General features: G+C 44.5%; 20 protein-coding genes. 10 read left to right on the forward strand and 10 right to left on the reverse strand.

What is annotated here, in order from left to right; translation table 11 throughout:
- The first annotated feature begins 187 nt into the window (after positions 1–187).
- Positions 188–1,015 carry a universal stress protein gene (locus tag DYADSP32_RS10250; protein ID WP_149242823.1) on the forward strand — a complete coding sequence of 276 codons (828 nt, stop codon included), beginning with the start codon at positions 188–190 and terminating at the stop codon, positions 1,013–1,015.
- Between the two features lie 138 nt (positions 1,016–1,153).
- Here DYADSP32_RS10250 and DYADSP32_RS10255 read toward each other — a convergent pair whose 3' ends face one another.
- Positions 1,154–4,153: an ATP-binding protein gene (locus DYADSP32_RS10255; protein WP_414617679.1), complete on the reverse strand. Its 3,000-nt coding sequence runs from the start codon at positions 4,151–4,153 to the stop codon at positions 1,154–1,156.
- A gap of 346 nt (positions 4,154–4,499) precedes the next feature.
- Entirely contained in the window at positions 4,500–4,976 is a 477-nt protein-coding gene (locus DYADSP32_RS10260) for a response regulator transcription factor (protein WP_149242821.1), read from the reverse strand.
- A gap of 453 nt (positions 4,977–5,429) precedes the next feature.
- On the opposite strand from DYADSP32_RS10260, the gene DYADSP32_RS10265 reads away from it, so the two are divergent.
- Together DYADSP32_RS10265 and DYADSP32_RS10270 are read left to right on the forward strand one after the other, a co-directional pair.
- Positions 5,430–6,074 carry a response regulator transcription factor gene (locus DYADSP32_RS10265; RefSeq protein WP_149242820.1) on the forward strand — a complete coding sequence of 215 codons (645 nt, stop codon included), beginning with the start codon at positions 5,430–5,432 and terminating at the stop codon, positions 6,072–6,074.
- Positions 6,075–6,146: 72 nt separating this feature from the next.
- Positions 6,147–6,626, forward strand: coding sequence for a Dps family protein (locus DYADSP32_RS10270; RefSeq protein ID WP_149242819.1), 480 nt, complete (start codon positions 6,147–6,149; stop codon positions 6,624–6,626).
- Between the two features lie 60 nt (positions 6,627–6,686).
- Here DYADSP32_RS10270 and DYADSP32_RS10275 read toward each other — a convergent pair whose 3' ends face one another.
- Together DYADSP32_RS10275 and DYADSP32_RS10280 are read right to left on the reverse strand one after the other, a co-directional pair.
- Positions 6,687–8,768, reverse strand: a complete 2,082-nt coding sequence (locus DYADSP32_RS10275) for a right-handed parallel beta-helix repeat-containing protein (protein WP_149242818.1) — start codon at positions 8,766–8,768, stop codon at positions 6,687–6,689.
- Between the two features lie 112 nt (positions 8,769–8,880).
- A complete protein-coding gene (locus tag DYADSP32_RS10280) occupies positions 8,881–9,672 on the reverse strand; it encodes a tryptophan-rich sensory protein (protein WP_149242817.1) in 792 nt (263 codons plus the stop codon).
- A 383-nt stretch (positions 9,673–10,055) separates the two neighbouring features.
- On the opposite strand from DYADSP32_RS10280, the gene DYADSP32_RS10285 reads away from it, so the two are divergent.
- Positions 10,056–10,331, forward strand: a complete 276-nt coding sequence (locus tag DYADSP32_RS10285; RefSeq protein WP_149242816.1) for a hypothetical protein — start codon at positions 10,056–10,058, stop codon at positions 10,329–10,331.
- A 1-nt stretch (position 10,332) separates the two neighbouring features.
- On the opposite strand, the gene DYADSP32_RS10290 is transcribed toward DYADSP32_RS10285, so the two are convergent.
- A complete protein-coding gene (locus tag DYADSP32_RS10290) occupies positions 10,333–11,595 on the reverse strand; it encodes a hypothetical protein (RefSeq protein WP_149242815.1) in 1,263 nt (420 codons plus the stop codon).
- A 378-nt stretch (positions 11,596–11,973) separates the two neighbouring features.
- On the opposite strand from DYADSP32_RS10290, the gene DYADSP32_RS10295 reads away from it, so the two are divergent.
- The 6 genes from DYADSP32_RS10295 to DYADSP32_RS10320 all read left to right on the forward strand — a co-directional run bounded on the left by DYADSP32_RS10295 (position 11,974) and on the right by DYADSP32_RS10320 (position 17,365).
- Positions 11,974–12,849, forward strand: a complete 876-nt coding sequence (locus tag DYADSP32_RS10295; protein ID WP_149242814.1) for a glycosyltransferase family 2 protein — start codon at positions 11,974–11,976, stop codon at positions 12,847–12,849.
- Positions 12,850–12,888: 39 nt separating this feature from the next.
- The gene (locus DYADSP32_RS10300) at positions 12,889–13,581 is read left to right on the forward strand and encodes a hypothetical protein (RefSeq protein ID WP_149242813.1); all 693 of its coding nucleotides are present in this window, start codon (positions 12,889–12,891) and stop codon (positions 13,579–13,581) included.
- A 126-nt stretch (positions 13,582–13,707) separates the two neighbouring features.
- Complete coding sequence (gene purN / locus DYADSP32_RS10305) at positions 13,708–14,283, forward strand: phosphoribosylglycinamide formyltransferase (RefSeq protein WP_149242812.1); 576 nt, start codon at positions 13,708–13,710, stop codon at positions 14,281–14,283.
- A 24-nt stretch (positions 14,284–14,307) separates the two neighbouring features.
- Positions 14,308–15,219, forward strand: a complete 912-nt coding sequence (locus tag DYADSP32_RS10310; RefSeq protein WP_149242811.1) for a hypothetical protein — start codon at positions 14,308–14,310, stop codon at positions 15,217–15,219.
- Between the two features lie 268 nt (positions 15,220–15,487).
- Positions 15,488–16,549, forward strand: a complete 1,062-nt coding sequence (locus tag DYADSP32_RS10315) for a hypothetical protein (protein WP_149242810.1) — start codon at positions 15,488–15,490, stop codon at positions 16,547–16,549.
- A gap of 177 nt (positions 16,550–16,726) precedes the next feature.
- Complete coding sequence (locus tag DYADSP32_RS10320) at positions 16,727–17,365, forward strand: porin family protein (RefSeq protein WP_149242809.1); 639 nt, start codon at positions 16,727–16,729, stop codon at positions 17,363–17,365.
- 197 nt (positions 17,366–17,562) lie between these two features.
- On the opposite strand, the gene DYADSP32_RS10325 is transcribed toward DYADSP32_RS10320, so the two are convergent.
- From DYADSP32_RS10325 to DYADSP32_RS10345, 5 genes are all read right to left on the reverse strand, one after another.
- Positions 17,563–17,772, reverse strand: a complete 210-nt coding sequence (locus DYADSP32_RS10325; protein WP_149242808.1) for a hypothetical protein — start codon at positions 17,770–17,772, stop codon at positions 17,563–17,565.
- Between the two features lie 258 nt (positions 17,773–18,030).
- Positions 18,031–18,660, reverse strand: coding sequence for a hypothetical protein (locus DYADSP32_RS10330; protein ID WP_149242807.1), 630 nt, complete (start codon positions 18,658–18,660; stop codon positions 18,031–18,033).
- A 206-nt stretch (positions 18,661–18,866) separates the two neighbouring features.
- Positions 18,867–23,084, reverse strand: coding sequence for a malto-oligosyltrehalose synthase (treY, locus tag DYADSP32_RS10335; protein WP_149242806.1), 4,218 nt, complete (start codon positions 23,082–23,084; stop codon positions 18,867–18,869).
- Complete coding sequence (gene treZ, locus DYADSP32_RS10340) at positions 23,077–24,921, reverse strand: malto-oligosyltrehalose trehalohydrolase (RefSeq protein WP_149242805.1); 1,845 nt, start codon at positions 24,919–24,921, stop codon at positions 23,077–23,079. Before treZ ends, treY begins: the two co-directional genes overlap by 8 nt.
- A 195-nt stretch (positions 24,922–25,116) precedes the next feature.
- A complete protein-coding gene (locus tag DYADSP32_RS10345; protein ID WP_149242804.1) occupies positions 25,117–26,181 on the reverse strand; it encodes a mechanosensitive ion channel family protein in 1,065 nt (354 codons plus the stop codon).
- Between the last annotated feature and the right edge of the window lie 121 nt (positions 26,182–26,302).

Genomic DNA, 26,302 nt, shown 5'->3' on the forward strand with positions numbered 1-26,302 from the left:
TACACAATAAACGTCCCAATCGCGTTGCCCAAGGGCACAGTTCAGAGATCAAGCAACAAAGCCACTCCTTTTTGTCAGCTAAAATAGTGCGCGGAATCATTTTTTTTCCATATTTACGATTGCAAATTGCATTAAAGATTAGCTCTGTTGTTGTGGCTGATTCCGATATTTATCTAAATCTATAGTTATGAAAACCATCCTTGTCCCTGTTGATTTCTCCGAAAATTCCGATAAGGCCGTAGCCGCAGCAAAGATTATTGCAGCCAAAAACGGAGCTGAGTTGATCTTCCTGCATGCTTATCAGCCCTATATAACGGATATTACAATACCTGCTTCCCTGACTTCTTTGCCGATTTATCAGGAGCTTGAAGATTCCTACAAAGCCCAACTCAAGGCCTATGCCGTTCAAGCCCGAGAGGAAGGCTTGCAGGCAGATACGGTATGGGAAAATCATGAAATCCATGATGCTATCATCAAACATGCCGAGGCCTTGGTCGCTGATCTTATCGTGGTAGGACGCACCGGCAAAGGAGGCTTTATGGACAAACTGATGGGTAGTGCTGCAACACCTGTTGCGCTTAATGCCCCTTGCCCCGTCCTGGTAATTCCACCACAGGTTACTGAAATTAACTTCAAACACATTGTGTATGCAACACAGCTCGAATATGAGGAAATGAACAATTTGAGACAGGTTAAAATTCTGGCCAAAATGCTGGATGCCAAGTTGACCTTTGTCAAAATAAGCTCTTTGGAACAACCCAATATTCAGGACGACAAGCAGTACATTGAGCAAATAACAAGCGGCCTGGATATCCCTGCAAGCGATATCGTGATTCACAAAGGTGGCGGTGTACTCGATGGCATTGAAAAGCACTGTGCTGATGTGCATGCCGACCTTCTGATCGTATCTACGAGAGAGCGTGGATTTTTTGAACAGTTTATCATTAACCCAAGTCTGACAAAAAAACTGGTCGTTGAGACCCATATACCGCTCATGGTGTACCATATTCGCTGAAAACACAGCATGAGATAAGGGCCGTATCAACCTGAAGGGTAGTATCCCGGTGTTGAAACGGCCCATTTTTTTGTACGGCATAACCGGAAATGAGGACAGCGCTGCACATCACAAAGGACGTTTGCTTATTCCGCCAGATCAATCAAAGACCAGATGTACCATTGTGCCTGAGTGCGGCTTAACGTGTGCATGAAGGTCAATATTAAGCAATAAGCACAAGTCCTTGACAATGACGAGCCCTATTCCCTTCTGCTCCGGATGTCTCGATAACCGGAGCCATTCTCGGTAAGATTTATATGACCTGTTCAGCCAAATCATTAAGTCCTGTGGCATGCCATCCCCGCTGTCTTCAATGACTATTTCTTTGCTGCCCTGTGCCACCAACGATGATATCCTCACCTCCGACTTACTGAATTTGACTGCGTTGTCGAGCAGATTGTGAATGACTATTGATAACAGGCTTGGGTCGCTCAAAACAATTAAATCCGATTCTACTTCATTAATGAGCCGCAGATTTTTGAAATCGGCCATGGCTTTAAAGAGTTTACAAGTATCTGCGACAAGGTCATGCACACGAACAGAAGTGAATTCCCTCCGAGACGAATCATTCTGATTCTGTAATTTGATATAATCCAGAAGATTTTTGGTAAGCGTACCGATACGTTGCGTTGTATTCAAAGATTCGTCACTCATCCGGTTAATAAGCGGATCGGCATTGGGTTGCAGATGCAAATGGTTATTCACCTGCTGCAAAGAATAGGTGAGGTAATGTAGCGGCGTTTGAATGTCGTGATTTACCGCAGCTACAATCTGGCTGATCACCCGATAATGCCGCCGAAGATTAGCCTCTCTTTCCCGCCTTACCATATACCGGGTACGCAGGCGTATAATTGCTATGACCACCAGTTGTAAAAGCACAACCAGTAAACTCCAGAACCACCAGGTTTCAAACCACGCCGGCGGTATATTGATGGTGATTTTTTTATAGGCGTAATTATTTTCTCCAAATCCATTGATTTTGCGTATCAGTAACTCGTATTTTCCATAGGGCACATTGGATAAAGAAATTATAAAATCCTCAGAAACAGGAAACCAAACAGCACTTTTACCCTTCTCGGTCAGCGCATAACTCATGTGAATATTATTGATATGACCAAAGTACGGTGTTGAAACCCGCAACCGAAGTTGTGTAAAATCGCGGGATAACTTAAGGTTTTCATTCACGGGAACCGTTTTTCCGTTAAGTTCAATCTCACTGATGAATATATCCCTGCCGGGCAGCTCGGGCCGTATTTTTAAGGGAGAAAACCACACCAGCCCATCCATAGATGGAAGTGATACGGTTCCGTTGGGCAGTTTTACAGCGCATGGCAAGCAACCACCATTGAACTCGTTGGTTTCAAAACCATTGCTTTTATCATAGTAATGGTAATATACCGGAGAGCTACTGTTGTTTATATAGTTGAGCAATTGCTTTTTAACAACCTGAAACAATCCCTTATTGGTTGTTACCCAAAAAAACCCTTTGGAATCTTCGATGATACAGTGTGCATTGGTCATGAACAGCTCCTTATCGACAGGAAATTGAACGATTTTACTCTTCCCCACGAAATACAAGCCATTACCATAAGTAGTCAGCCAGGTTCCCTCAGAGGTGGTGTAAAAACTTCGTATGGTGATGTTGGCAAAGTTTTTTATCTCATCCAGCTTACCAGATCCCTTGTCAAAACGAAACAGCCCCTTTTTGGTAGCAAGAAGCAAGGTACTCCTGTTTTCCCTGTGAATTACCAAAATTTCCCCAAAATCACCCTCTACGATTGTTTCAGGTGAGGCGTAGGGAGGAGCAAGCAGAAATAAAGATCCCTGGCCGCCCAGCCACAGCTGATCTGCCTCATCTGCATACATGGATTTGAACTTCTTCTTTAAAGTAAGTTTTTTAATGAGCTTCCCGTATTTGTCCAGCCTGAAAAGTTCATACCCCTCACCCATCCAGATACTGCTATCCTGGTTCATCGCAAGAGAATACTTATAATCATGATCCTTCATGAAACCAGACACCCTCTTGAACGCCGTATCCGAGGATTGGGATCGAATACCCATTGCATATCCCTGTGCGGTAAGCACCGAATTATCACGCCATGCAAGCTGCGAGTAGTACACATTATCGGCATCCTGAAGAGGAATTTTCAGCGTTGTGAAGTTCTGTTTCTTAATGACAAAAAGCCCCTTGGTAAGACTCCCAAGAAACAGATATCCCAGCGTCTCATCATAAAAAACTGAAGCAATTTTATTTTGTTCGAAATCAAACCCCGTCAGAATCAATCTTGTGCTTAACTCTCCGTTTTCCAATCTTTCCAGGCTATAAAAAGACTTATTCAGATAAAGAAATGGCCTTTTCGAAATATTGTTCCAAAACAAAACATAATCAGCCTTCCCAGCCTTAAAGGCCGGATTGGCATTGATATCACCGGCCAGTCTGCTAACCAGGTGCTGTGTTTTTCCATCTATCCGAATAAAATCCCCGTTTTCATTTGTAGCAAATGGATACGACCCAACCAGAAAAAAAAGCGTGAACTCACCCTTCGTTACGGACGCTTGTTTGCCATTTTTGAAATGGACAATATCATCCTGCCGCCAGACGTACACATCGTTATTCCCGGAAGTTGTCATGTAATTTTGATCGTGGGTATCATGCTTGTGTAGTGTAGGTAAGCTACCCAGATAGATATTTTGCTTTTTAGAAATCTTTAGAACAGGAGCCAAATCTAAATACCGCCGGTATTCGCCCGAATGAGCAAAAGCCAAACCGTGAACCGAAGGTTGCACGCTTTCATTGTTTTCAGTAAGGGCACTGAACATTTCATTGCCTTTTCCATCACTTACCGGAGCAGGAACGAAAATATTTATACGATTGCTCGTAATGGGTATAACTGTCTTGTTAAATGTGAAAAATTTATGCCCGTCAAACCGGACCAGCCCTGCTTCTGTTCCTAGCCATAAAAAGCCACTTTTGTCCTTCACAATCGCCTTGACACTATTCTGAGGCAAGCCGTTCTCATCTGTATAATTACTGACTTGATACTTTGTAAATGCCGGGGTCTGGGCAAATACCCACGGGGAAGCTATAAAAAAGAGCAAAATAAATCCCAGGCAGGACTGTATTTTTTTGAACCAGTCATGTCCTAAACACCGGGTTTGAATGCAAATGAATAGACTGATGTTAGCGCGCACAACTAAACAGGGTCGGTTATCAGATTATTTTTACATAACAGACAGAATAATAACATATTTACCCCAAATAATTTTATTTATTTTTTATCCGCAGACAACTCCCGCATGAGGCGTTGCACATATTAGGATGATCGCTCAGGTTATTACACGTTATGCGTGCAAAAGGCGTAAGGATTCAGCGCTCAATGACCGCGGGGGTGGTAGATATCCGGGGAAGAAATTATTTGCCTAAGCGTGCCGACAGGATCAGGCATTAGATACCAGACCGATTGGCCCCGATACACCAGGTATTGAGCTTGCTTTTGGCCAGCAACTCGTGGCATTCTTCCTTTGCAATGCTCTCAAACTCGTTACATATATAGTGATGACCATTGATCACAGATTCCATACATTGAACCAGTTCGTTAAGATTGTTACTTTTTAAAAGATATCCTTTAACTCCGGCCTGTAAACAGGCCACAGCGAGATCCGCCTGCGGACGACCGTCATAAACGACAAAGGATGTGTCTGGATTTTGCTGCATCATCCGTCCCAATATTCCCATATCAATCCCAGCCGATTCTTCCGCCAGCCCTATAATAATAATATCAGGAGCATGAAAAACATCGGTTGCCAGATAGGAATACAGGCATTCGGCCTCGATTACTGTAATTCCCTTAAAATGAGTTTTAAGAAACACAGACAATCCGGCTCTCATAATCGGATGCTTATCTATTGACGCAATTTTCATTTTAGTATCTGATTCCGCAAACAATGTGCTGAAAAAAAATCAAGCCCCCCGACAGAATCAGGAGGATGATCACTTTACTCAACGTTATGATAAATTATTTAAACCATTCAGCTGATTATATTCCACTGATTAAAAGGATACAATCATCAGGATAACCCTCCTGTTGAATGATCGTTGTGGTTCATAGAAGTTGATGATGAATGTGCACGTTTTCCCACAAATAGATGAGAAAAACACCGAAGTCGAAGGTCGCTATTGTCATAGGACACCGATCTCGTTTATGGCACAAAAGTAGCCCTTCAGATGCACTCCGGGGCTGTAAATAATTAAAAAGAGGGATGAATTTTTTCATTCGTTTATTTAACGAATTTATCACGTGAAGAATTAATTCTACCATTCATTTTCAGTACTTTTACGTATCTCAATTTTGTGAAAACTTCTCTTTCGTTAATAATGTGTGCAAAAATCCTCATAGCGGAAGATCATCCGTTGGTTTTGATGGGCATTCAGCATCTTCTCAACGCGCATTTGCCGAGCGCTGTTATCTTTGCTACTGATGATTTCAATAAAACGCTGTTGGCACTGGAAAAACAAAAATTTGATCTACTGGTCATGGATATCAATCTGCCTGGCGGAGATAAAGTAGGCATGGTCAATTCGGTGCGATTAAAACAACCCAACCTGCCGATTCTGGTCTGTTCCAGTTATGATGAACAACTCTATGCTTTGCCGTTCCTCAAAGCGGGAGCCAATGGGTATATTTCGAAAACGGCTCCGAATGAAGATTTCAAAACCGCGGTTGACCAGGTCATGGGTGGGCGGATATATGCCAGTCCATCTGTGCTGCAAAATGCATTTGGAATCCTTTTTAACTCCAGAGGCAACCAGGACTCCATCTCAGAAAAACTATCTGACAAAGAACTGGAAGTAGCCAAACTCCTCTCAAAAGGCCTGTCAACCAAAAGCATAAGCGACCACATTCACTTATCACCGTCATCCGTGAGCACGTATAAAGCGAAGATTTTCGAAAAATTGGGGGTCTCAAATATTATCGATCTGACCACTTATTTCGAGCTCAACGAGCCCGGCAGACAGTAACTATGCTTAGAATTCCGTCTGGTACGGTTTTTATGACTATACGTTATATAATTACTTTAATCCTTTACAATTATGGATGCCAAAAACATCAGCCTGGTAGAAGCCGAGGTTAAACCCGTCGTGGATCTATTGAATGACTACCTTGCCAATTACCATGTTCATTATCAAAAACTAAGAGGGTGCCATTGGAATATCAAAGGCCAGAACTTCTTCACCCTTCACGTAAAGTTTGAGGAGCTTTACACCAGTGCGCAACTCACCATCGACGAAATAGCCGAAAGGGTTCTCACATTGGGCAAGCCGCCACACAGCCGATTTGCCGACTACATTAAAGAATCGAAGATTAAAGAAATTGACACAATCGGGCTGAAAGACCTGGATATGGTGGACGCCATTCTCGATGATATGGCCACACTGATCTCTCTGGAGCGGGATTTACTTGAAGCGTCGGACAAGGCCGGAGACGACGGAACCAACGATATGGTAAATCGTTTTATGCAATTCAAAGAAAAGAACACCTGGATGCTCCGCTCCTTTGCAGGTAAAAAGTAATAATGGAATATTGCGGACGGCATTCTTCATCATTTTGCCAGCTCACTGGGCTGGCATTTTTTATTTTTGTTTGTTTCGAGTCAGCCATTTATTCTTCACAGGGCCCATTTCAGCCAATGGTATCGGTTCCAGTCCTACACTTTTGAGGAATTGGGTGCTGCACAGTTGTTCTAATGATTTGCCATTCGACGCAATCGATGTGTTGTTCCGGATGATTTGTACCTGACCACCTCCCTTGATCACCTGCTTCGTATCGACCATCAGATTGTTTACCACCGTATTTACATTGGGGTTGACCCTTAAATCCTTTAATAGCGGATACTTGTCAGTATACACCGCAGAGCGAATATCAACGTCCTCATAGATTCGTTTTTTTATAGTAGGCGACTCCAGTTCATTGAGCCATCTTTCATTTTTCCAGGTAGAGAAGCTTACGCCGACGGGGCATGCAAAAAATACATTGTTTTCGACCAGATTGTCTTTCCCGCCGTGTATCTGCACGCCGCCGAAATGCCTGGCTCCACACCTTTCAAATACATTTCCATATATCCTGAAACCCGAGATCATGTCATCCAGCCTGACCCCCGCCGCACCATGGAGCGTGCCCCCGGAGATATCCGACCAATGATTATACCTCACCACATTTCCCTGATAAGAAGGATTATAGAACACGTCCAGCCCGCCCTGATCATCCGATTCATTGACCACGTTGCTAATCTCATTATATTCGATCACCATGTCGTTACCCTCCAGACGAAACGCAGAAGATGACGAAAAACTAAATCGGTTATGACTAAGCCGTATCCCGCACCCATCCAGGTGCACCGCGGGCTGGTAAGTTCTTTTGAATAATGAAAAATGCTCTACTACGGTATTCTCAATAAAATGCCCGGCTGGGGTCAGGAGCTTCCGGTCGCCTCCTGAGATTTTGATCCCGCCACAACCAAAATTCCGGAGTAAACAACCTGATATACCATGATTAAGCCCTTTTTCTACATGTATACCATCTTGCCCAAACCGCTCGATCCGACACTCGATTAACCTGCAATGGCTACCTTCCAATAGCTTTACCGCACTGCCGCGACCTTCTTCAAAAGCCAATCCTTCCAGAGTAAGATTAACACAGCCATTCATTTCGATCATAAAAGGTGCAGAAAAAAGCGACAGACGTACATCCGCTTTAGCCGGATCCACACCCGCAGGCGGGTACCAGTAAAGTAATCCGGAACTTCTGTCGAGATACCATTCCCCCGGACTGTCGATTTCGCAAAACAGGTTCAGACCAAAATAATGAAGGCTGTCCTTGTAGCCATAATTGTGGTAAGGCGGACGGACATGGATGGTTTTGGTGAGGGAATCGATTCGGTCCACTTTCTGAAACTGCTCACTCCAGTCCCAATACCAATACCCGCCAAGCCTTGGATCCTTTTCCTGCGCCCAGCGATTCTGGCGTTGTGCCAGATATTCAAAGTCGCCCTCCTTTGTGCCACGCTTAGCCATATAGGTGGGTGGCAATGGCGTTGCTCCTTTTACCAGTCCGGATGTGGTAAGCCCCGAGTTGGGCCAGCGCGCCAGAGTCTGGAGTTGCAAATTGCAAAACAATTCTGGTCTGGACCCCAGGTCGGTCGGATCTCCAAAATCTGTTATTCCTACTGCCTTCAGGTTGGTCACATACACCTTGCCGCGCACCATTGGATCCAGGCGTTTCAGCACATTGGTATCCTGTGTCCTTTTCCAATTCACCAATTTTTTACTTCCTGAGAAAACCGGTTGCTCTCCATGCTCAGCCCTGTACACTACGGATGTCTGCTCGTCCCCTGCGTCTTCCGCACTAAACAGCACAGGCTTTTCCAAAGAGTACGCCCCTCCTCTCACCCTCACGATTGCCGGCCTCCCTGGATGAGACTTCCTCAAAGTGCGAAGCCGCTGCCGGGCCCCTTCAAGGCTCTGCAAAGGTGAAGAACGGGTTCCCGCATTGCTATCCTTACCCTTTGGCGAAATATATAATTCTATCGGATCAGCCGGTGCTACATTCTCCCTTTCAGAAATACGACCGAAGGCAACATTGGCTAGCAGCGTAAAAACAAGCAGATTAATATTTTTAAACGAATAAAATATTCTACCGCAAAGTGCCTTAGACATCGGGAAGGTTTGAATTTCAGGTTGGTTTATGATCACTTACCGGAATAAGTAAAGGCAAGGCTTCTTTTTACTTGTCGCCCGATATAAATAACCTGTAAGGTCAGGGGAATCGCTAGTTCTTTATCTCACTTTCAGGCAGAAAATATTTTCCGCGGTTTCGATAACCATGAACCGCTCCGCTGATTACGAGAATCGCGGCCGCAATTAGCGCAGAGATTGCAACCGTTTCATTTTGATTCCGGTTTGCCACAAAGATGGCAATAAGCGCCCAGGCTCCCACCATGGCGGATTCCCGCATATTGCGACGCCATGTCAGGTACAGATTGAGAACTGCCGCAATACCGATCATAACCACGGTCCAGCTGACAGCCGAAATTCCAAATCCTGTCCACTCCATTTTGGTAAGGTATGCTGCGATATTGGCGATTAAAGCAACGGCTATCCATCCCACGTAAATAGCAAATGGCCACCACTCAAATGCGATTTTTTTTAACGGAATGAGATCAAGCTCCAGCCTCACGCGTAGGACAATAAGCAACAGGGATAACAGTAAGACAATCATGATGAGTACAGACAACCCGGTAAAGTCGTAAAGCCAGGCCAAAATCCACAAACAATTTGCTATGCAGGAAACAACAAAAGCCCAGCCTATCTTTGAAACGACGGAGCGGGGCTCCGAGGGACCGAACAGCCCCTTACTCTGGTAAATGACAAAGGAAGCCAGTCCGATGTAAATAAGTCCCCAGATTGAAAAAGCATAACCCGCCGGGGTAAACAAATTTTGATAAGAAGCAGATACCGTAGCCATGGTATTGCCATTGAAAATGCCTGTATTTGACAGATAATTCATCACAACCATTACGATCAGTGCAACAATATTGGATATTTGGAGAATCCTTACCATAATACCTTAAGAGCAATTAGTTCCGTGCAAGTATGTGCAACCCACACATACGATGGTATTTTGTATTAAAATTGTTCCCAACCATAAACAGGAGCCGGGGTTTCCATAGATAAAGTTCTAAGAACAAAACTAACTCTACTTTTCAATATCTCATTTCTAATTTTTTTAATAATTTTTCAAACAAATATGGTACGAGTGTCATAATTACAAGTACTATGGATTACATTGAAATCCATGCGGCTAAAATCCATAGCTACCCGTATTAATTCACCCTGGGCAGATCATAATTCCTTATAAATTTTGCCCTCTGGTAATCCATTTACCCGGAAAATGCGTAGGTCACAAAATTATCCTCTATTCTAAACCAAAAACACACCAAACCTATGGACAATTGTGAATCTCAATATCTCCACGAGATTAATAAACTGGCAGACTCTATAAGCAAAAACGCTCTGGGCGTACATTTTTATACTTCAACCATCGTTGACAACGATAAAGCAGTACGTTTTTCAAAACGCGTAATAGCGCTTTCCACTGAACTTAAGGAGGTGATGGAAAAGGCGCAAAAGCCAAAGCCCACGGAAGAAACAATTGGAAAAATCCAGGTCGCCAAGGATAGAACTTATTCGATTACACGATCAGAAACTGGCGGGCACTAGGTTAACCAAAAACTTCCGACAAGTCCAGCAGGTACAATTGCCTGCCATTTCCTCCGTGCGGCGAGTCTATACAGGCATATTTCCCGTCGTTACTGCTGCGAGGATGCAGGTCGCACCGCCATTCTCCTACATACTCACCCCCAGCGGGAAAGTGGCCCAGATCGACACGCCTGTCCGTTGGAATGTGATATAAATAGGGTGTCTGGTTTGGGTTGGTTTTGTTTCGGTAATTGTCGCTCATCAACCAGGCGTTTTCATGTCCCGGAATGTAAGTCTGATGCCCGTTTACAGGCATTTTGTCCGTCACGATCCGTTCGATACGCCCAGTGTGGTCCTCCAGTATGTAGAACGCACTGTTCTGGTTTTCAGGTTTCGTAAAAGCACAGATATGATCCGGATCACGCCAAATAAAGTGTGAAGTAAAACCAGAAGGATCTATAATAAACGGATCTGTACCATCGGGATTGATGGTGAACATTCGGGTAACAAAGTTCCGGGCAGCCATGATCTGTCTGTCCTCCCTTTGCGCACGCCAACGGTGTAAAAATGTAATCCTGCTCCCGTCGTTGTTGACCAAAAGATGATTGAACCAGTGAAAATTATCGGTCACGGATTCACCTTTGTGCGCTATGGCAGAAGCCTGAGCAAACGACATTAAAAGTGTGGAAGCCCCTGTTTTCAGATCTATGCGGTAAATCCCTACCCCATCCGGTGCCTTTTCGTTGAAAAAGGGATCTGTAATACCTGCATAGCCATAACCGGGCCGTAAATCCTGAATCCTGCTAAATTCCGTCCCCACTGCCCACAACCCTTTCGGATCAAGTGCGTAGATCGCTTTTGGCAATGTTCTCTTTTTACCGGAGAATACATCCACGACATGACTTACGTATTGGTCACCCACCCGATCGTTCCAGATCACTTCCGATCGGGAGCCAGGGATCCATTGGAGCATACATCCCTGCTGCCAGCCCCAGGCACGGCTTTCACCCAGTCTCGTCCACTTATCCCCTTTTTTCAGATCGATCATGCCAATCTCGATGACATCCGTGGCCCGTGGTGATCGCCCCTCAAAACCCACACGCATGCCGAGAACATACCGGTTGGAAGGATCAAACTGAAGCTTATCATAATACCCAAACCAGTGGAATCCAGGCCCTTTTGTGATCGCCCTAACCGGTACTTTCAGTGGAGCATGCCCCATCCCCGCACCATACAGACTCAATCCTGAAAGGGTAACGGTCTTTAAAAATGTTCTGCGTTCCATATCTGAGTTTTAGAAGTAGGCTTGAAATTATTTAATTCAATTTGGGCTCTATTCTACTCGCCAAATCTTCCCGGCTATAATGAAATTTTAGTGTACATAAAAAGCATCGTCCTATGCAATGCATTACAAACCAGTCGCAAATAACATTTTCAGGGATAAATCAGGCACTTGCATCATTCAAAAGCCCTAACGCTGTCATACCCTCGTAAACTTACGGATAGCACGGGCTTGTTTTGTGAAGCCCGCAAGCCGCACAGTCATTTGACGCGAAAAGGATTTGTGGTACACACTTTCAATGTGTTCAAAATTAGGAATAAACTGCTTTGATTCCTTACTTTTGCAGTCCGTTTGTCAAAACACTCACATCACTTTTGTAACATGCAGTTAAGCGAATTTGTCTCAAAGCGTATTCCATCCGATCAGAAGAAAGCCTTGAATAAAAATGACTATCCCAAGATTTCACTGATCACTCCGTCTTACGGCCAGGAAGCGTTTATTGAAAGAACAATTTTAAGCGTACTGAACCAAAATTACCCCAATCTCGAGTACATCATTGTAGATGACGCTTCCAAGGATAACAGCAATGAGATTATAAAAAAATATGGCGATCAGATCATTCTGCTGAGTGATGGCATTAACCGCGGGCAGACTGCCGCGATTAACCATGGCTTTAAGCATGCTACCGGAGACATCATCGGCTTTCAGAATGCCGATGACCTGTTCGCACCCAATGCATTTTTTGAGCTTGCCAAGGCCTACAAAGAATCGCCGGAAAGTGCGCTTTTCTTTGGCAACATCTATATCGTAGATGAAAACGACGACATAACCAATACCATGCGAATGACTCCCTATTCGTATGTGGAGCATCTTTATTTGGGCATGCAGATGCACAATCAGGCGATGTTCTGGAAACCATCCATTTTCAAGGATTATGGCTACTTCGACGAAAACTATAATTATTCCTTCGACTACGAATTTATGTGCCGGTATACCGAGGATGGTAAAAGTAAGCCGCGCTATGTAGAAGGCTTCTGGGGTGCTTTCAGGATACATTCCACGTCCAAAACCACGCTGATCACACCCGCTTACAGCAATGAAAGAACCCGAATAAGTGAACACTACCGTAAAAAAGGAAATATTGACGAGTCTCCCAAATGGATCCGTGTAAAGTCATACCTCCGGAAGGCCATTTATTTTCTAAGCACCGGGCATATCTCCTATATGCTCGCTAGGCTGAATGGCCCTGTTGTATAGATTTTCTTATTTCAATCCTAATAAAAATAACTCGATACGATGATGAAAAATTTATTCTTAAGCTTGTTTGGCATCCTGATCAGCATCGCCTCGTATGCTCAGGATTGCGTTGGTGTCGGGGTAAAAGCTGGCAGCGGATTTGAGATGAATAATTACGATGGCAAAGGAAAGTCGACGGGAAAGCTTGTTTACAAAATTGTAAATGTGAGCGCTCAGGATGGCAAAACAGCCGTGACCATTGAATTCGAATCTTTCAGCGCAAAGGGGAAGTCTGAAATGAAAAACACGTATAAAATGATTTGTGACGGCAACAGCATCCTGCTCGACGCGAGTTCATTGGTCAGCACGGAACAGATGAAATCTTTTGAGAATATGGATATGAAGTTTACGTACGACAATATTGAGTACCCTGCCAAACTATCTGTTGGTCAAAAATTAAAGGACGCCTCTGTAAAAGGTGAAGGCAAGTCGGGTCCACTGGCCATCACATTTAAAATGCTGATTCATAACCGTAATGTTGCAGCGCAGGAAAAGATTACTACCCCTGCCGGTACCTTTGACGCATCCAAAATCACTTCTGACATGACCATGGAAACACTCATGGGTATGAATATGAAATTCGAGATGAATACGGTTTCTTATCGTGCTCCTGGGGTGCTCTGGGATGTAAAGTCTGAGTCCTACCGCAAAGGCAAACTCATGGGGTACAGTGAACTCACTAAGATATACTGAGTCCAAACCATTATTTTTCCGTCACAACGGCTTTCGGCATACCAACGGAAGCCTTTGTTTTATATCACTTACCAAGGAATTCATTAATTGCTGAAAGCCAACCGCCCACAGCCGATAGTCACCAAAATGAAACGCATCGCCATCTTCGCATCAGGTTCAGGCTCAAATGCTGAAAAAATAGCAGAATATTTTTCAGAACGACCGGACGTAGAAATAAGCCTGATTTTAACCAATAATCCGCAAGCCGGCGTGATACAACGTGCCCGCAGACTTCACATCCCTGTTGTAATTTTCGACAGAACTACATTTTACGAAACCGAACGAATCTCCAAACTGCTTCAAAACGAAAGCATCGACCTCATTGTGCTGGCCGGATTTATGATGCTGATACCCGATTTCCTGGTAAAATCTTTTGCAAATCGCATGGTGAATATCCATCCCGCACTGCTTCCCAAATATGGCGGAAAAGGCATGTATGGACAATTCGTACACGAGGCAGTGGTGGCCGCGAAGGAGAAAGAATCAGGAATCACCATCCATTATGTCAACGAACGCTACGACGAAGGAAACATCATTTTTCAGGCAAGCTGCGAGGTACTGGAAAGCGATCAGGCCGATGATGTAGCTACCAAAATACACGCGCTTGAACATTTTCATTTCCCTCGTGTAATCGATCAGGTGTTGGCCAAAAGCCATCTGTGACAGCCGTAATAACCCAAAACTGCTATGCTCTACTTTGCACTATCCGTACTCTTCACCGTGATGCTGTATTTGATTATGCGCTCCTATCCGCAGTATCGGGTTAATTCATTTCATGCCATCGTTTTTAATTACTACGCCTGTGTATTGACAGGCCTTGTACTAACGCCAGACATTGGTGTATTTAAGCAGCTCAACTGGACCTCAGAGGGAACCCTTCTTACCTTATCACTGGGCACTTTGTTTGTCATTGTTTTTGTACTCATCGGACTTACGGCACAGAAAGTCAGCGTAACGGCGGCGTCACTGGCCGGCAATATGTCGCTGGTAATTCCTGTGCTTTTTGGATTATTTGTTCTTAAAAACAATAATAAAGAATTCACCCTGCTCAACTATGCGGGACTGCTGACAGCACTTTTTGCACTGGCCTTCGGAGCTATTCAAAACACGTCCAAAGAGAAAACCGGTGACCTCATTCCCTCTGCCACCACACTGTTCTGGCTCTTTCCATTACTGTCATTTATTGGAAGCGGAACCAACAATACACTCATCAATTTTCTTTCGTCCAAATATTACGGCCCGGGACAAACAACCATTTTCATGATCATTGCATGCATTGGCGCAGTGCTTGTAGGGACTACCATACTGGTGTATAAATTATTGATAGGAAAAGAAAAACTGGCTGTGCGGAGTGTGATTGGCGGATTTATACTCGGTGTACCCAATTTCCTATCTTTGTACTTTTTGCTTTTGGCCTTGTCTTCATTTGGTAACAGCGCCGCATTTGTATTCCCCATCTACAACATTCTCACGATGCTAGTATCCGCTCTTGCGGCATGGCTGATTTATCGGGAAAGTCTCAGCAACCTGAACAGGTTCGGACTCGTGCTGGCTGTAGTTGCCATTGTTCTAATCTCTTACCAGGAGTTGGGCTTATAATCTTTCCGATCCATAAAGCGTCATTGCTATCCTTGAACTGTGTCATTGTCGCCGTTGGATATCCTTACTATGCTGAATCAGGCCACCTTTTCAACTACCCTCTTATGTGAAGAAGCAAAAAAAAGCCAATAGCCAGCGGCGAACAGCTCTCAGCGGTCCGCCGCGCGGCAGTTCCATTAAATTCGTGGTAGAAGCCATAATAGTTTAGTAATTTTGGTTCCTAAAATACCATACATGCTAAACGCCGCGTGCCAATAGCTAACCTATCATGACAAAAACAGACTCAGTGCTCCGCATCGGTCAATCCAATACCGGTCTCAACAAAAGGCAAAAAGAATTCAACCTGCTTACTGAAAAAATCCAGCAGCTGGACCAGTTAATTCCGGAACTTAACATGGTCTATGACCAGATACTGGAACGCATTCCCAAGGATCTGAATCCATTGGTATTAGAATATCAGACTTACCGGGTGGAAATGGTGCACATCATGGACCGGACTTATTCCGCAGACCTGTTCCGAAAAATATATCAAACCAAACTGGCCTATCTGATTACCGAAACCTCATTCGATCTCATCCTCAACCACGGATTTGAAGCGCTGCGTCCCATTTACGACAGATACAGCGATACCGATTTCGACACGGCACTCGCCGAGTACAATGACCGCATTTCCAAACAACAGGTACCCGCTGCGCTGATCGGGCAAAATGCCGAATCTTTGATTGAGTTTCATGACCTGGATGAAGTAGAGCAACACCAGATCAAAGAGGAGCAGCGTTTTGAAAAACTTAAAGAGCAGGGAAAATTAAACCTGGATAGACAAAAAACAACCCGATCGGTTCGTACCGTTTACATGGATCTGGTAAAAGCCTTTCATCCTGACAGAGAAACAGACGAGACCGAAAAACTGCGTAAAACAGAAATTATGCAGCAAGTGACGAATGCCTATCAGCAGAACAATCTGATGGAATTACTGAAATTACAGATTGAGTTTGAGCGCATTGATCAGAACCATCTTGAAAACCTCGGAAAAACGCAGCTAACCTATTACAACAAAGTGCTCCAGCAACAAGTAGAGGATCTTGAAACGGAGAAATCGAAGATACAACATCGCATTTCGGCGGTTACAGGACTGCTTCCCAAACACATCAATTCCCTCACCACCGCCGTTGTGAAATTTAATACCAATATCAACGAAGTGAAGGCTGAGATCAAGGATATCAGGAATACGCTGAAGATCTGGCAGGTTCCTTCCCGCCTCAAGGCTTTTTTGAAAACCTACCAAATCCCCAACGAACCCGATGCAGAGGATGATGAATGGGAGGATTAAAGTCCAGGAAAAGTTGTAGACTTGTTACCCCCATTGTATGGTATGTGACTGGTGTTTACCAATTGCAGTAATCTAATTTTTATTCACAGTCAGCTTGTTACCCTAAAACAAGCCCACACGGCCTCTCCTGGCACAAAATTTGCTTGTATGTCATAAATTCATTAATTATTTATGTATATGAAAAATTGCATTATTCTTTTAGCAGTCGTTCTTATTAGCTTTACTGCATCGGCCCAGGAGAACGTTTCCATAGGACCTATGGCAGGAGTTTCCATTGCAAACTTCCGCGGGGATGTATCGAATACCAACTGGAAACCAGGGCTGACCGTCGGAGGATTCTATAACTACAGCTCAAAAACCGGATTTGGTTTCAGTGGCCAGCTTTTGTTTACACAGCTGGGTGCTCAAACCGACAACAAAACCAATGAGATTAATTTAAATTACATTCAACTGCCCCTTTTTGCCACTTTCTTTTTCGGAAAATTCGGCGACAGGGTACGTCCGAAAATTTTCCTGGGACCCAATTTGAATTTTCTTATCTCTGAAAAGGACAAAGCAGGAAATGACATTGGTGGCACTGCGGATAACCGGGTATACAACCCGTTTGACCTGGGTGTAACTTTTGGAGCCGGAATTAATTACCGATTAGTAGAGAAAATTTGGCTGAACTTTGATGCCCGTTATGGAGCAGGCCTCCTAGATGTCACCAAAAACAGTGCTACTAATGTTAAGAACCACAATTGGGGGATCAATCTGGGATTGAGTTTTCCACTTGGCACCTATGACAAAAACTCCGGAAGACTAAGAACCAGATAATTAGCTCTACTCCGAAGCAAAAAAAGCACTCTTAACGGGAGTGCTTTTTGTATTTAGTTCAGACCCATAAAAGTTTGATCGGATCTCTTCTTAGTCCTATCGTTTTGGTTAATATGATGTTGTACCAGTATTTTTTGGATTAACAAAAGGAGATATAGCTTATGATGTTGGCCCCTTAGCCATCTGATTGCAGGGATCTAATCGGGTGTATCGGCAGATAATTTGGTATCCTCCTTTTCCCCAGCATCTTCCTCAGGTGAGGTCTTTTTAGCATTTTCAGCCGGATCATTCGGAAGAGATCCGGTTTCTTCCGACCCTGCTTTTGCATAGGTCCCCTCCGGGTCCTTGTCATAAACCTCATTTACATTGTCTATACTCCGTCTCTCCTTTTCATGATGCTTTTTCATGATTTATCTGATTTGTGTGAATTGATTAATGACCAATAAAAAATCTTATGCCAAAGACCAGGCTGAGAGACGTTTCCCTTACTTTCAGACTTGCCCATAGTTGATCCGATGATGCGTTCATTTCGGCTTTCAAATCTGAGACACCCTCTTTTTGCTTGATTAAGTTCCGTTCGAAGTCGGAGCCAGAGCAACCAACTCAGTAATTGGCAGAACTATATTTGGCTGATTTTCATTTTGATACAGCCTCATCAAAATAACCTATTTTCTTGGTTGTTTCGTCATTTTCACAGCTTTCCCCTTCGAGTCGTAATACATATCCTGACCATTAATTTGCGCAGAATAGTACGTATTATTGCCCACTTTGATTTCAGATGGGCTGCTGGCAGTTTTACCCTTAAATGAATTCTGAACCTCCATCGGAAAATCGGTCATTTCCATGGCACTACGCGTTTCGCGTACCTGTCCGTTTCTGTCATAAGTCACGGACATCTGCTTTCCGTCACGTTGAAAGGAGCTTCGGTATACATCATTATTTCCTTCCCATTTTGCGCCTGTCACTCCGTTGTACTCCGTATCAAAGGATGACCTGATTCCCTGTGGGAGCGTTGTGGCATCCATAGAATTATAGGCACCCTGGCTTGAATAAGGGAAATTATTGCTTGCGTTATTTTGATTTTGACCAGTTGACCCCGTATTATTTGTCGATGGAGGGCTCGTTGTCTGTGGAGACGTTGTCTGAGATCCTGAGGTTCGAGGCCTTGTCGTTTGTGGAATTCTTGATTGAGGACTCGTCGTCTGCGAAGGAGTTGTCGGTGCAGGTGTCGTCTGTGCCGTGGCTCCTATGGCTACAGCCAATAAAAAAGCCACCGTTGTCATTGATTTTTTCATGATTTTTAATTTGAGTTGAATAATATTTTAAAAGTGATTGGTGTGCGTTATATAAAACCGTTCCACAGGTTTGAATCTAAGGCCATTGACGCAGGGCTCATTCACAAAAATGGAGATCCGGCACCAGTTTCTTTTTAAACACCTGGCTTGGAGAACGCGCCACCAAAGGGTATACATCTGATAATATTTATTGAAATGCAGACCTGTTACACACGACTGTACAATTTTGTCCAAAGTGTCAGCTGTTTTTCGGCTTCGATGTTGAGCTGGCCGGGTAGCAAGCGCCACGTCCAGTTGTCCCGGCCCGATCCCGGACTGTTCATTTTACAGGACTCATCCAGATTGAGTAAATCCTGAATGGGGATCACAGCCATTTTAGCCACTGAGGAATACGCCAGCCGGGCCATTACATCATGTACATGGTCTTCATCCACAGCACGCCCGACGTATGCTTCGAGTTTTTCACGGGATTCTTCGTCCGCCTCTTTTGTAAACCAGCCTTTGATCGTATTATTGTCGTGCGTGCCGGTGTACACGACAAAGTTGCTCGTATAATTGTGGGGAATAAACTCGGACTCCGCCATGGTCTCACCAAATGCAAACTGTAACACTTTCATTCCCGGAAGGTTAAATTCGTCCCTCAATTTGTAAACAGCAGGACTTATCTCGCCCAGGTCTTCCGCCACAAACGGGAGTCCGCCCAAAGCTTTCTCTGCAACGTTGAGAAATGACGAACCAGGTCCTATTTTCCATTCTCCATTTACTGCCGTTTTTTCATCGCCAGCTACAACCCAATAATCTGCAAAAGCACGAAAATGATCGAGGCGGGTAAGATCGTAGAGTTCAATATTTTTCCGAAGCCGGTTAATCCACCATGCATACTCCTGTTCTTTGTGCGCATCCCAGTTAAAGACGGGCATACCCCAGAGCTGTCCGTCTTCGGAAAAGGCATCGGGCGGGACGCCGGCCACGCCGGTAATCTTCCCGTTCTCATCCAGTAAAAACAGATCCCGGTGCGACCACACATCGGAAGAATTGTAGCTCACGTAAAATGGCAGATCGCCAAAAAATTTGATATCCCTTTCGTTACAATAGGTACGAAGCGACTTCCATTGTTTATCAAAAACGAATTGCACCCATTTAAAAAACCGGATTCTTTCGGACGCATTTTCAGCTATTGCCTTTAAGGCCTCAGCATCACGAAATTTTAGTGAATCTCCCCATTCTGTCCAGGGTTTTTCACCGTTTTTTTCCCTGATTACCATGTACAATGCGAAATCATCCAGCCATTCTGCATTCTGTTCAGAAAAGCTGCCAAACTCTTTCTCAGGAAAGAACGTCGGGTTATTTTTAAACGTGTCGAATGCCTTTTCAAGCAGTGCATTTTTGTTTTTCACTGCCTTTTCAAAATCGACTTTCCCATCCTGTGGAAGATGATATTCAGCAAGATCCGAGTTTTCGAGCAATCCATCCTGCACTAAAAGCTCCGGGCTGATCAGTGAAGGATTACCTGCTCGGCTCGACAGCGCGCTGTAAGGAGAATTTCCCTGTGCCGCTTCTGTTGGATTCAGTGGAAGCATCTGCCAGATGCGCTGATGGCTGCGATACAGAAAGTCCGCAAAAGCAAACGCTTCGGGGCCCATATCACCTATTCCAAAGAGTGAGGACAGAGACGAAATGTGCATTAAAACACCAGCACTGCGCTCATTTTCAGGTCGTTTTCCCTTTAGTATAACATAGGGCAGCTTGCTTAGGATGCCCGATAACGAGATTTGGCCTTCATGTACCTCTTTGATTCCTGTCAGCATATTTTGCCATTGCGGCAGCAGTCTTGTTGGCAGCTCTATATTTGTATCCTGCCAATCGAACCACGGCAAATCATCCTGCTTGGCGACTGCAGCCAGATGTAACGGAACAGCCACTACCAATACCTCCGTTTTGTGTATGCGTGCAAAGGCAAAAACGTTATGCTTGAAGCTACCTTTTACCTGCAAGGGAATATAATCCCCATCTGAAAAAAGGTCCGGATTTTGTTTTCGCAGTGTATACAATTGCTGTGTAAGCCAAAGTTTTATCTGTGCGTTGTTGCGGTTATTCCACAGCTTTTCAGGCAGTGCTTCCCGGTCATTTTTTTCAAATTCCTGCAGCCAGTTTTGTCTTTTTATATAATCCACTTCCCTTCTGTTATCAGGATCCACAAGGCTTAGATCCCATAACTCACACCCCTGATACACATCCGGTATACCCGGACAGGTAAACTTTAAAATGAGTTGTGAAAGAGAATTGATGATACCAAAGTCCGAAATTTCCTTTTGGAAAGACCCGAAATCCTTCCAAAAATCACCGTGCTTGCTCAGTAGTCTGCGTGCAAATTGTATACTTCCTGTTTCGTATACTTCATTTGGTTCGGCCCAGGAGGTCTTCCTTTTGGCCTCCCGCAATGCCTTTTTCAAATATTCTTCCAACCTTTCAGCGAAATGATCCTCATCCTGTCCGGGCATGGGATAAGCGCCCGTCAGTGTTTGGTAAATGAAGTATTCATCATTTACGTCAGGTGCTGAGAATTCCTCCCGGAGCGATGCATTAATTTCCTGCCAGTGTTTTACACTGGCAATCCATTTCTCAGGAAGATCGGTAAGCACGTTCAGCCGGGCACGTACGTCCTCTCCCCTTTTTGTGTCATGTGTTGAAGTTGTATTCAGCGAAAGTGGCCAGTGTTTTTGGCGCTTTATCATCTTCTGATGGAACTGTTTTGTAGTTAATCCAAAACTTTCAACCGAGTCACCCACATCATTATGCCCGATAAAACGCTCGTAGGTATACATGAGCGTATCTTCTCCCCCCTTTGCCATCAATGGACCTGTAAACTGCATCGTCCTTTGATAAAATTCCAGTGCTCTACTGTTGTAATCTTCATCTCCCTCGGAAGGTTTTACCAACAGTGCATTCTCCAGCAGCGCAACGGCATTCTGCAGCTCGGCGTGAGCGTTTTTTACATCATTGAATATCTTTTGCACCAGGCCCCTTTCCGAATCGTCAAGTGGCATGAGGTTGCCATAATAACGGTATACCGGAAAGTGAATCAGAAATTCTCCTATCGCCTTCCTCACCTGATCCTTACCGATCTGTTCCAGATCCTGCTCAGTTACCAAATTCAGATCCACCAGGAGTCTATACAGGTTTTCCAGTTCACCCCCCATGTGTTCAAACAGAATATGGGCTTTCTTTTTCAGCAGATGCTTTTGGATCGGATCACTTTCACCCATCAATTGCTGGTAAAAACTGGTGAATATTTTCTCCGCCTTATTACTGGTGAATAAATTATTCACCGCGGCCAGAAATTCATAACCTGTCGTGCCCTGAATCGGCCACTGCCCAGGGAGCGCTTCATCCTCGCCCAGGATTTTCTCAACCACCAAATAAATTTCTTCTCCGGCCAGTTGTCGGAGGTCGGAAAGATAACCGGAAGGATCATAAAGTCCGTCGATATGATCTATTCGCAAACCCTGAAAAACGTCATCGTCAACCAGTTCTTTTATTAATGCATGATATTTAGTGAATACATTTTCATCCTGAATGTTCAGACAAATCAGGCCATTTACAGTAAAAAACCGGCGGAAATTGATCTGTTGGTCGGTATCCTGCCCATTGCACAACACATACGTTTGCTGCTCAATAACCTGTTTCACTCTTTCCCGATCGCTGTTTGCTTCGCTCAGTATTTGCCCGACCAGGCTTTTTTCCTGCTCGTTTTTCATCAGTGAAGCAAGCTGTAACAGGAGCTCGTTCCATCTTTCAGAAAAAACGGCCGGCTCCTCTACCTCATTGATCTCTTTACATTGCAAGCCTATCTGTGCAAGCGCCTGGTTTTGCTTTATAATATCCGACTCAAAAAGGGTAGAATAGGACCTGGGATTGAGGGGAAAATTGGCTCCCTCGTAAACCAGCATCAGTCGGTTGAATTCATAGGAAATAATCACCTTACCGCTTTCAACTTCCTCATCCAGATCCGATCCAAGAAAGGGAACCATCAGCTTGCCATGAAACAGACGGCTGTTCCAGGCAATGTCGAAAAATCCGGCGTAGGCCGATTGCGTACCTTTTTCCAGGACATCCATCAGCCATGGATTTTCGGAGTGAAAAGCCATGTGGTTGGGCACAATGTCCTGCAACCAGCCCATGTGGCTTTCTTTCAGCGTCTTACTAATGGATTTCAAGTGATCAACGCTACCTATTTCGGGATCAATTTCATTGGGATTTACTCCGTCGTAGCCGTGTGTACTGCCAGGTGTGGATTTAAAAACCGGTGACGCATAGAGGGTACTTACCCCCAACTGCCGCCAATACGGGATCAGTATTTCAAGATTTTTGAAAGTAAACTCTTTGTGTAATTGTAAACGGTAGGTGGCGATGGGATTATTCATGCTTATTTGAGTAAAGTGTAATTGATTCGGGTGGAAGGGCCAATGCTAATTCACCTGGAACCAGGGCAGGAATATCCTGCAAACCGTTCCATCGTAAGTCGGAAGAGCCGAGCAATTTGCACCAGTGCGAGGCATATACCGGCACATCTACTGACTGTTCCTCTTTGGAAAAATTCATCAGACAAATGACGTCCTGTAATTTATGCTGGCGCCGAAGTACAATTACCCGGGCTTCTGTGTTATGCTCCACTGAAACTTCTCTGCGATTCAAAACGCATAATGGCTGCTGCATCTTACGAATGGCAATCAGCTCTTTGTAAAATTGAAGTAGCGTCTTATGAGGCTCCTGATCGATCAATCCCCACTGAAGTTTGGAACGCTCAAAAGTGTCCTCTGCCAGCGGATCGGGCGCCTCTCCGTCCATGTAAAACGCTTCGAATTCCTTTTTGCGACCTTTCCTGACAGCCTCGGCAAGTTCGGGATCGATGTGGCTGACGAAATACTGGAACGGATTTTTCTCTCCGTATTCTTCCCCCATAAATAGCATGGGTAAATAAGGGCTGACCAACACGGCACCTGCCAGTAACTTTAGCATTTCAAAACTCACCAGCTGACTCGTGCGCTCGCCAAGCATCCGGTTCCCCACATGGTCGTGGTTCTGAGAAAAAACAACAAACTGTTCGCCCGGATTTTCCGTCTTCATTCCAAAATATTTTTTGCGGTGTTCTGAAAACGCACCATCATATACGTAGGCATCCTGATACGACTTCGCCAGTGATTCTACGGCATTGAAGTCGGAATAATAGCCGGTCTTTTCCTGTCCGGAAGTTACCCGCAAAGCATGATGAAACTCATCGATCCATTGCGCATCCATACCATAGCCTGCCTTGTTTACGGGATTGATAAACCGGGTATCATTGAGATCCAATTCCACGATCAGATAATGCTTGCGGCCCGTTTGTTGAATCAACAGATCAACCTCCTGCCTTATTTCTCCCAAAATATGGGTAGGACTAAAATCCTTAATGGCATGCACCGCATCCATACGAAGTGCATCGATGTGAAAATCGCGGAACCACATCAATGCATTTTCCACAAAAAAGCGTCGCACACCGTCACACCAGGCATCATCGAAATTGATCGCATTTCCCCAGGGTGTATGGTATTTTTCGGTAAAATAAGGACCAAACTCTTGCAGATGATTACCTTCCGGACCAACATGATTAAACACCACATCCAGAACCACCGCCAGCCCTTTGGCGTGAGAGGCATTTACAAAACTTTGTAAACCCTGGGCGCCTCCGTAGGAATGCTGGACACAGAACGGAAATACACCGTCGTATCCCCAGTTCCGACCTCCGGGAAACTGCGCCACCGGCATGATCTCAACGGCTGTAATACCAAGATCAACCAAATAGTCCAGCTTTTTTTCCGCAGCAGCAAAAGTGCCTTCGGGCGTAAAAGTGCCTATATGCATTTCATAAATGATGTAATTTTTCAGTGGAAAATGCCGCCAATTTTCGTCCGTCCATCGGAACCTATTGATATCCAGAGCCTGCGAAGCACCGTGCACATCATCAGGCTGAGAAAGCGACGCGGGATCGGGCAGTTGCTTTTTCCCGTCCAGTTCAAAATAGTACAGATCGCCCGGTTGCAACGCCCTGGTTTCCACACTCCAGTAACCCGATTCTCCACGGGTCAGTGAAACGGTTTTGTCCTGGCCCGAAAGAAGCAACTCGACTTGTTTTGCATCGGGTGCCCACAGCAGCACGTGGGCCCTCCCGGATTCATCGAAGCTGACCCCAATTGTTCGTTTGCTTGTATTTATAGTGCTCATAGATTTGCGTTGCATAGGCTTTAACGGCATTGGCGTTAAATATTATGCCAGCCTATGGGGCTTCTACTTCCTGGGCTACACCAAGCAGTTCGTTAAACAGGAGGTTATTGGGGATTATCGTAAAAAAGACCCACTGGTTTTTCAATAAACTCCATCTGATTGAGGTCGTTGACAAACCCTTTGAAGCTAAACTTTTCATTTCACTTCCAGGTTTTCCTGCTGCATCATCAGCGTCTGTGTTGGATAGGCAAATTCAATACCCCTTTCTTCAAATGCCTTCAAAATATCCAAATAAATGGCTTGCTGTTTATCCATATAAAAGGTATAATCGGAATCCAGAATGTAATATACGATCTCAAAATTTAAACTAAAATCCCCGTACCCCGAAAAATGAGCCCGGTCGAAGGTAACATATGGCTTGGACTCGATGATCCCTTTGAGTATTCCGGGTATTTCCGAAATTTGCTGATGGGACGTCTGATAAGTAACACCGAGGTTAAAAAGGATTCTTCTTTTCTGGAGACGCTTGTAATTATGCAATCTGGAATTGGTCAGATCCGTATTTGAACATATCAGCTGCTCCCCTCCCAAAGTCCGGATGCGTGTGGTTTTTATACCAATATGCTCCACCACCCCGGATTTATCATCAATGACGATAAAATCACCTATTTCGAAGGGGCGGTCAAAAAATATCACAAAGTAGCTGAACAAATCCCCTAGTATCGTTTGCGCAGCCAGCGCAATAGCGATACCGCCGATGCCCAGCCCTGCAATCAGAGACGTTACATTATAACCCAGATTGTCGATCATAAAAATGATCCCGAAAATCCAGATCACAATGTTGACAATCAGGATCAGCCCGCTCGCCTGCTTTTCCTTTGCTTCGCTGTTTTCCTGAGATTGGATAAAGGAAAAAACAAATTTGCGGAAAGCCGAACTCAGAATACGGAGAGCAAAGAACGTAAGTGCAACCAAAAACACGATTCGGGCTATTCTATCGACCTTCTGAGAAAGCTCCAGCGTGGAAATTGCCATATAAACACTTCCGATATAAAACATCGGAACGACTGACTTTTCGATCAGCTCTACCAGATAATTATCCCAGGTGGTAGTCGTGTTCAATGACCAGGTCTTGGCCCTGCTAATCACAATTGATTTAAATAAACGAATCAAGACGAATAATCCGACGATCATCACAAGGGCAATGAGCCATGAGATCAAAGTGTTACCCAGAAAAAATGTATTTTGAATGTTGTCCATAAAGATTTGACGTTGGTGGAAACAAATGAATGGGCCATGAGCAGAAACCAGGCCCCCGTGATTAAGTAAAACAATATCCGGATGTGAAATAATCAGTGCTGTCGCTGAACCTCGTAAAGAG

It is taken from the genome of Dyadobacter sp. 32 (assembly GCF_902506755.1).
Classification (GTDB): Bacteria; Bacteroidota; Bacteroidia; order Cytophagales; family Spirosomataceae; genus Dyadobacter.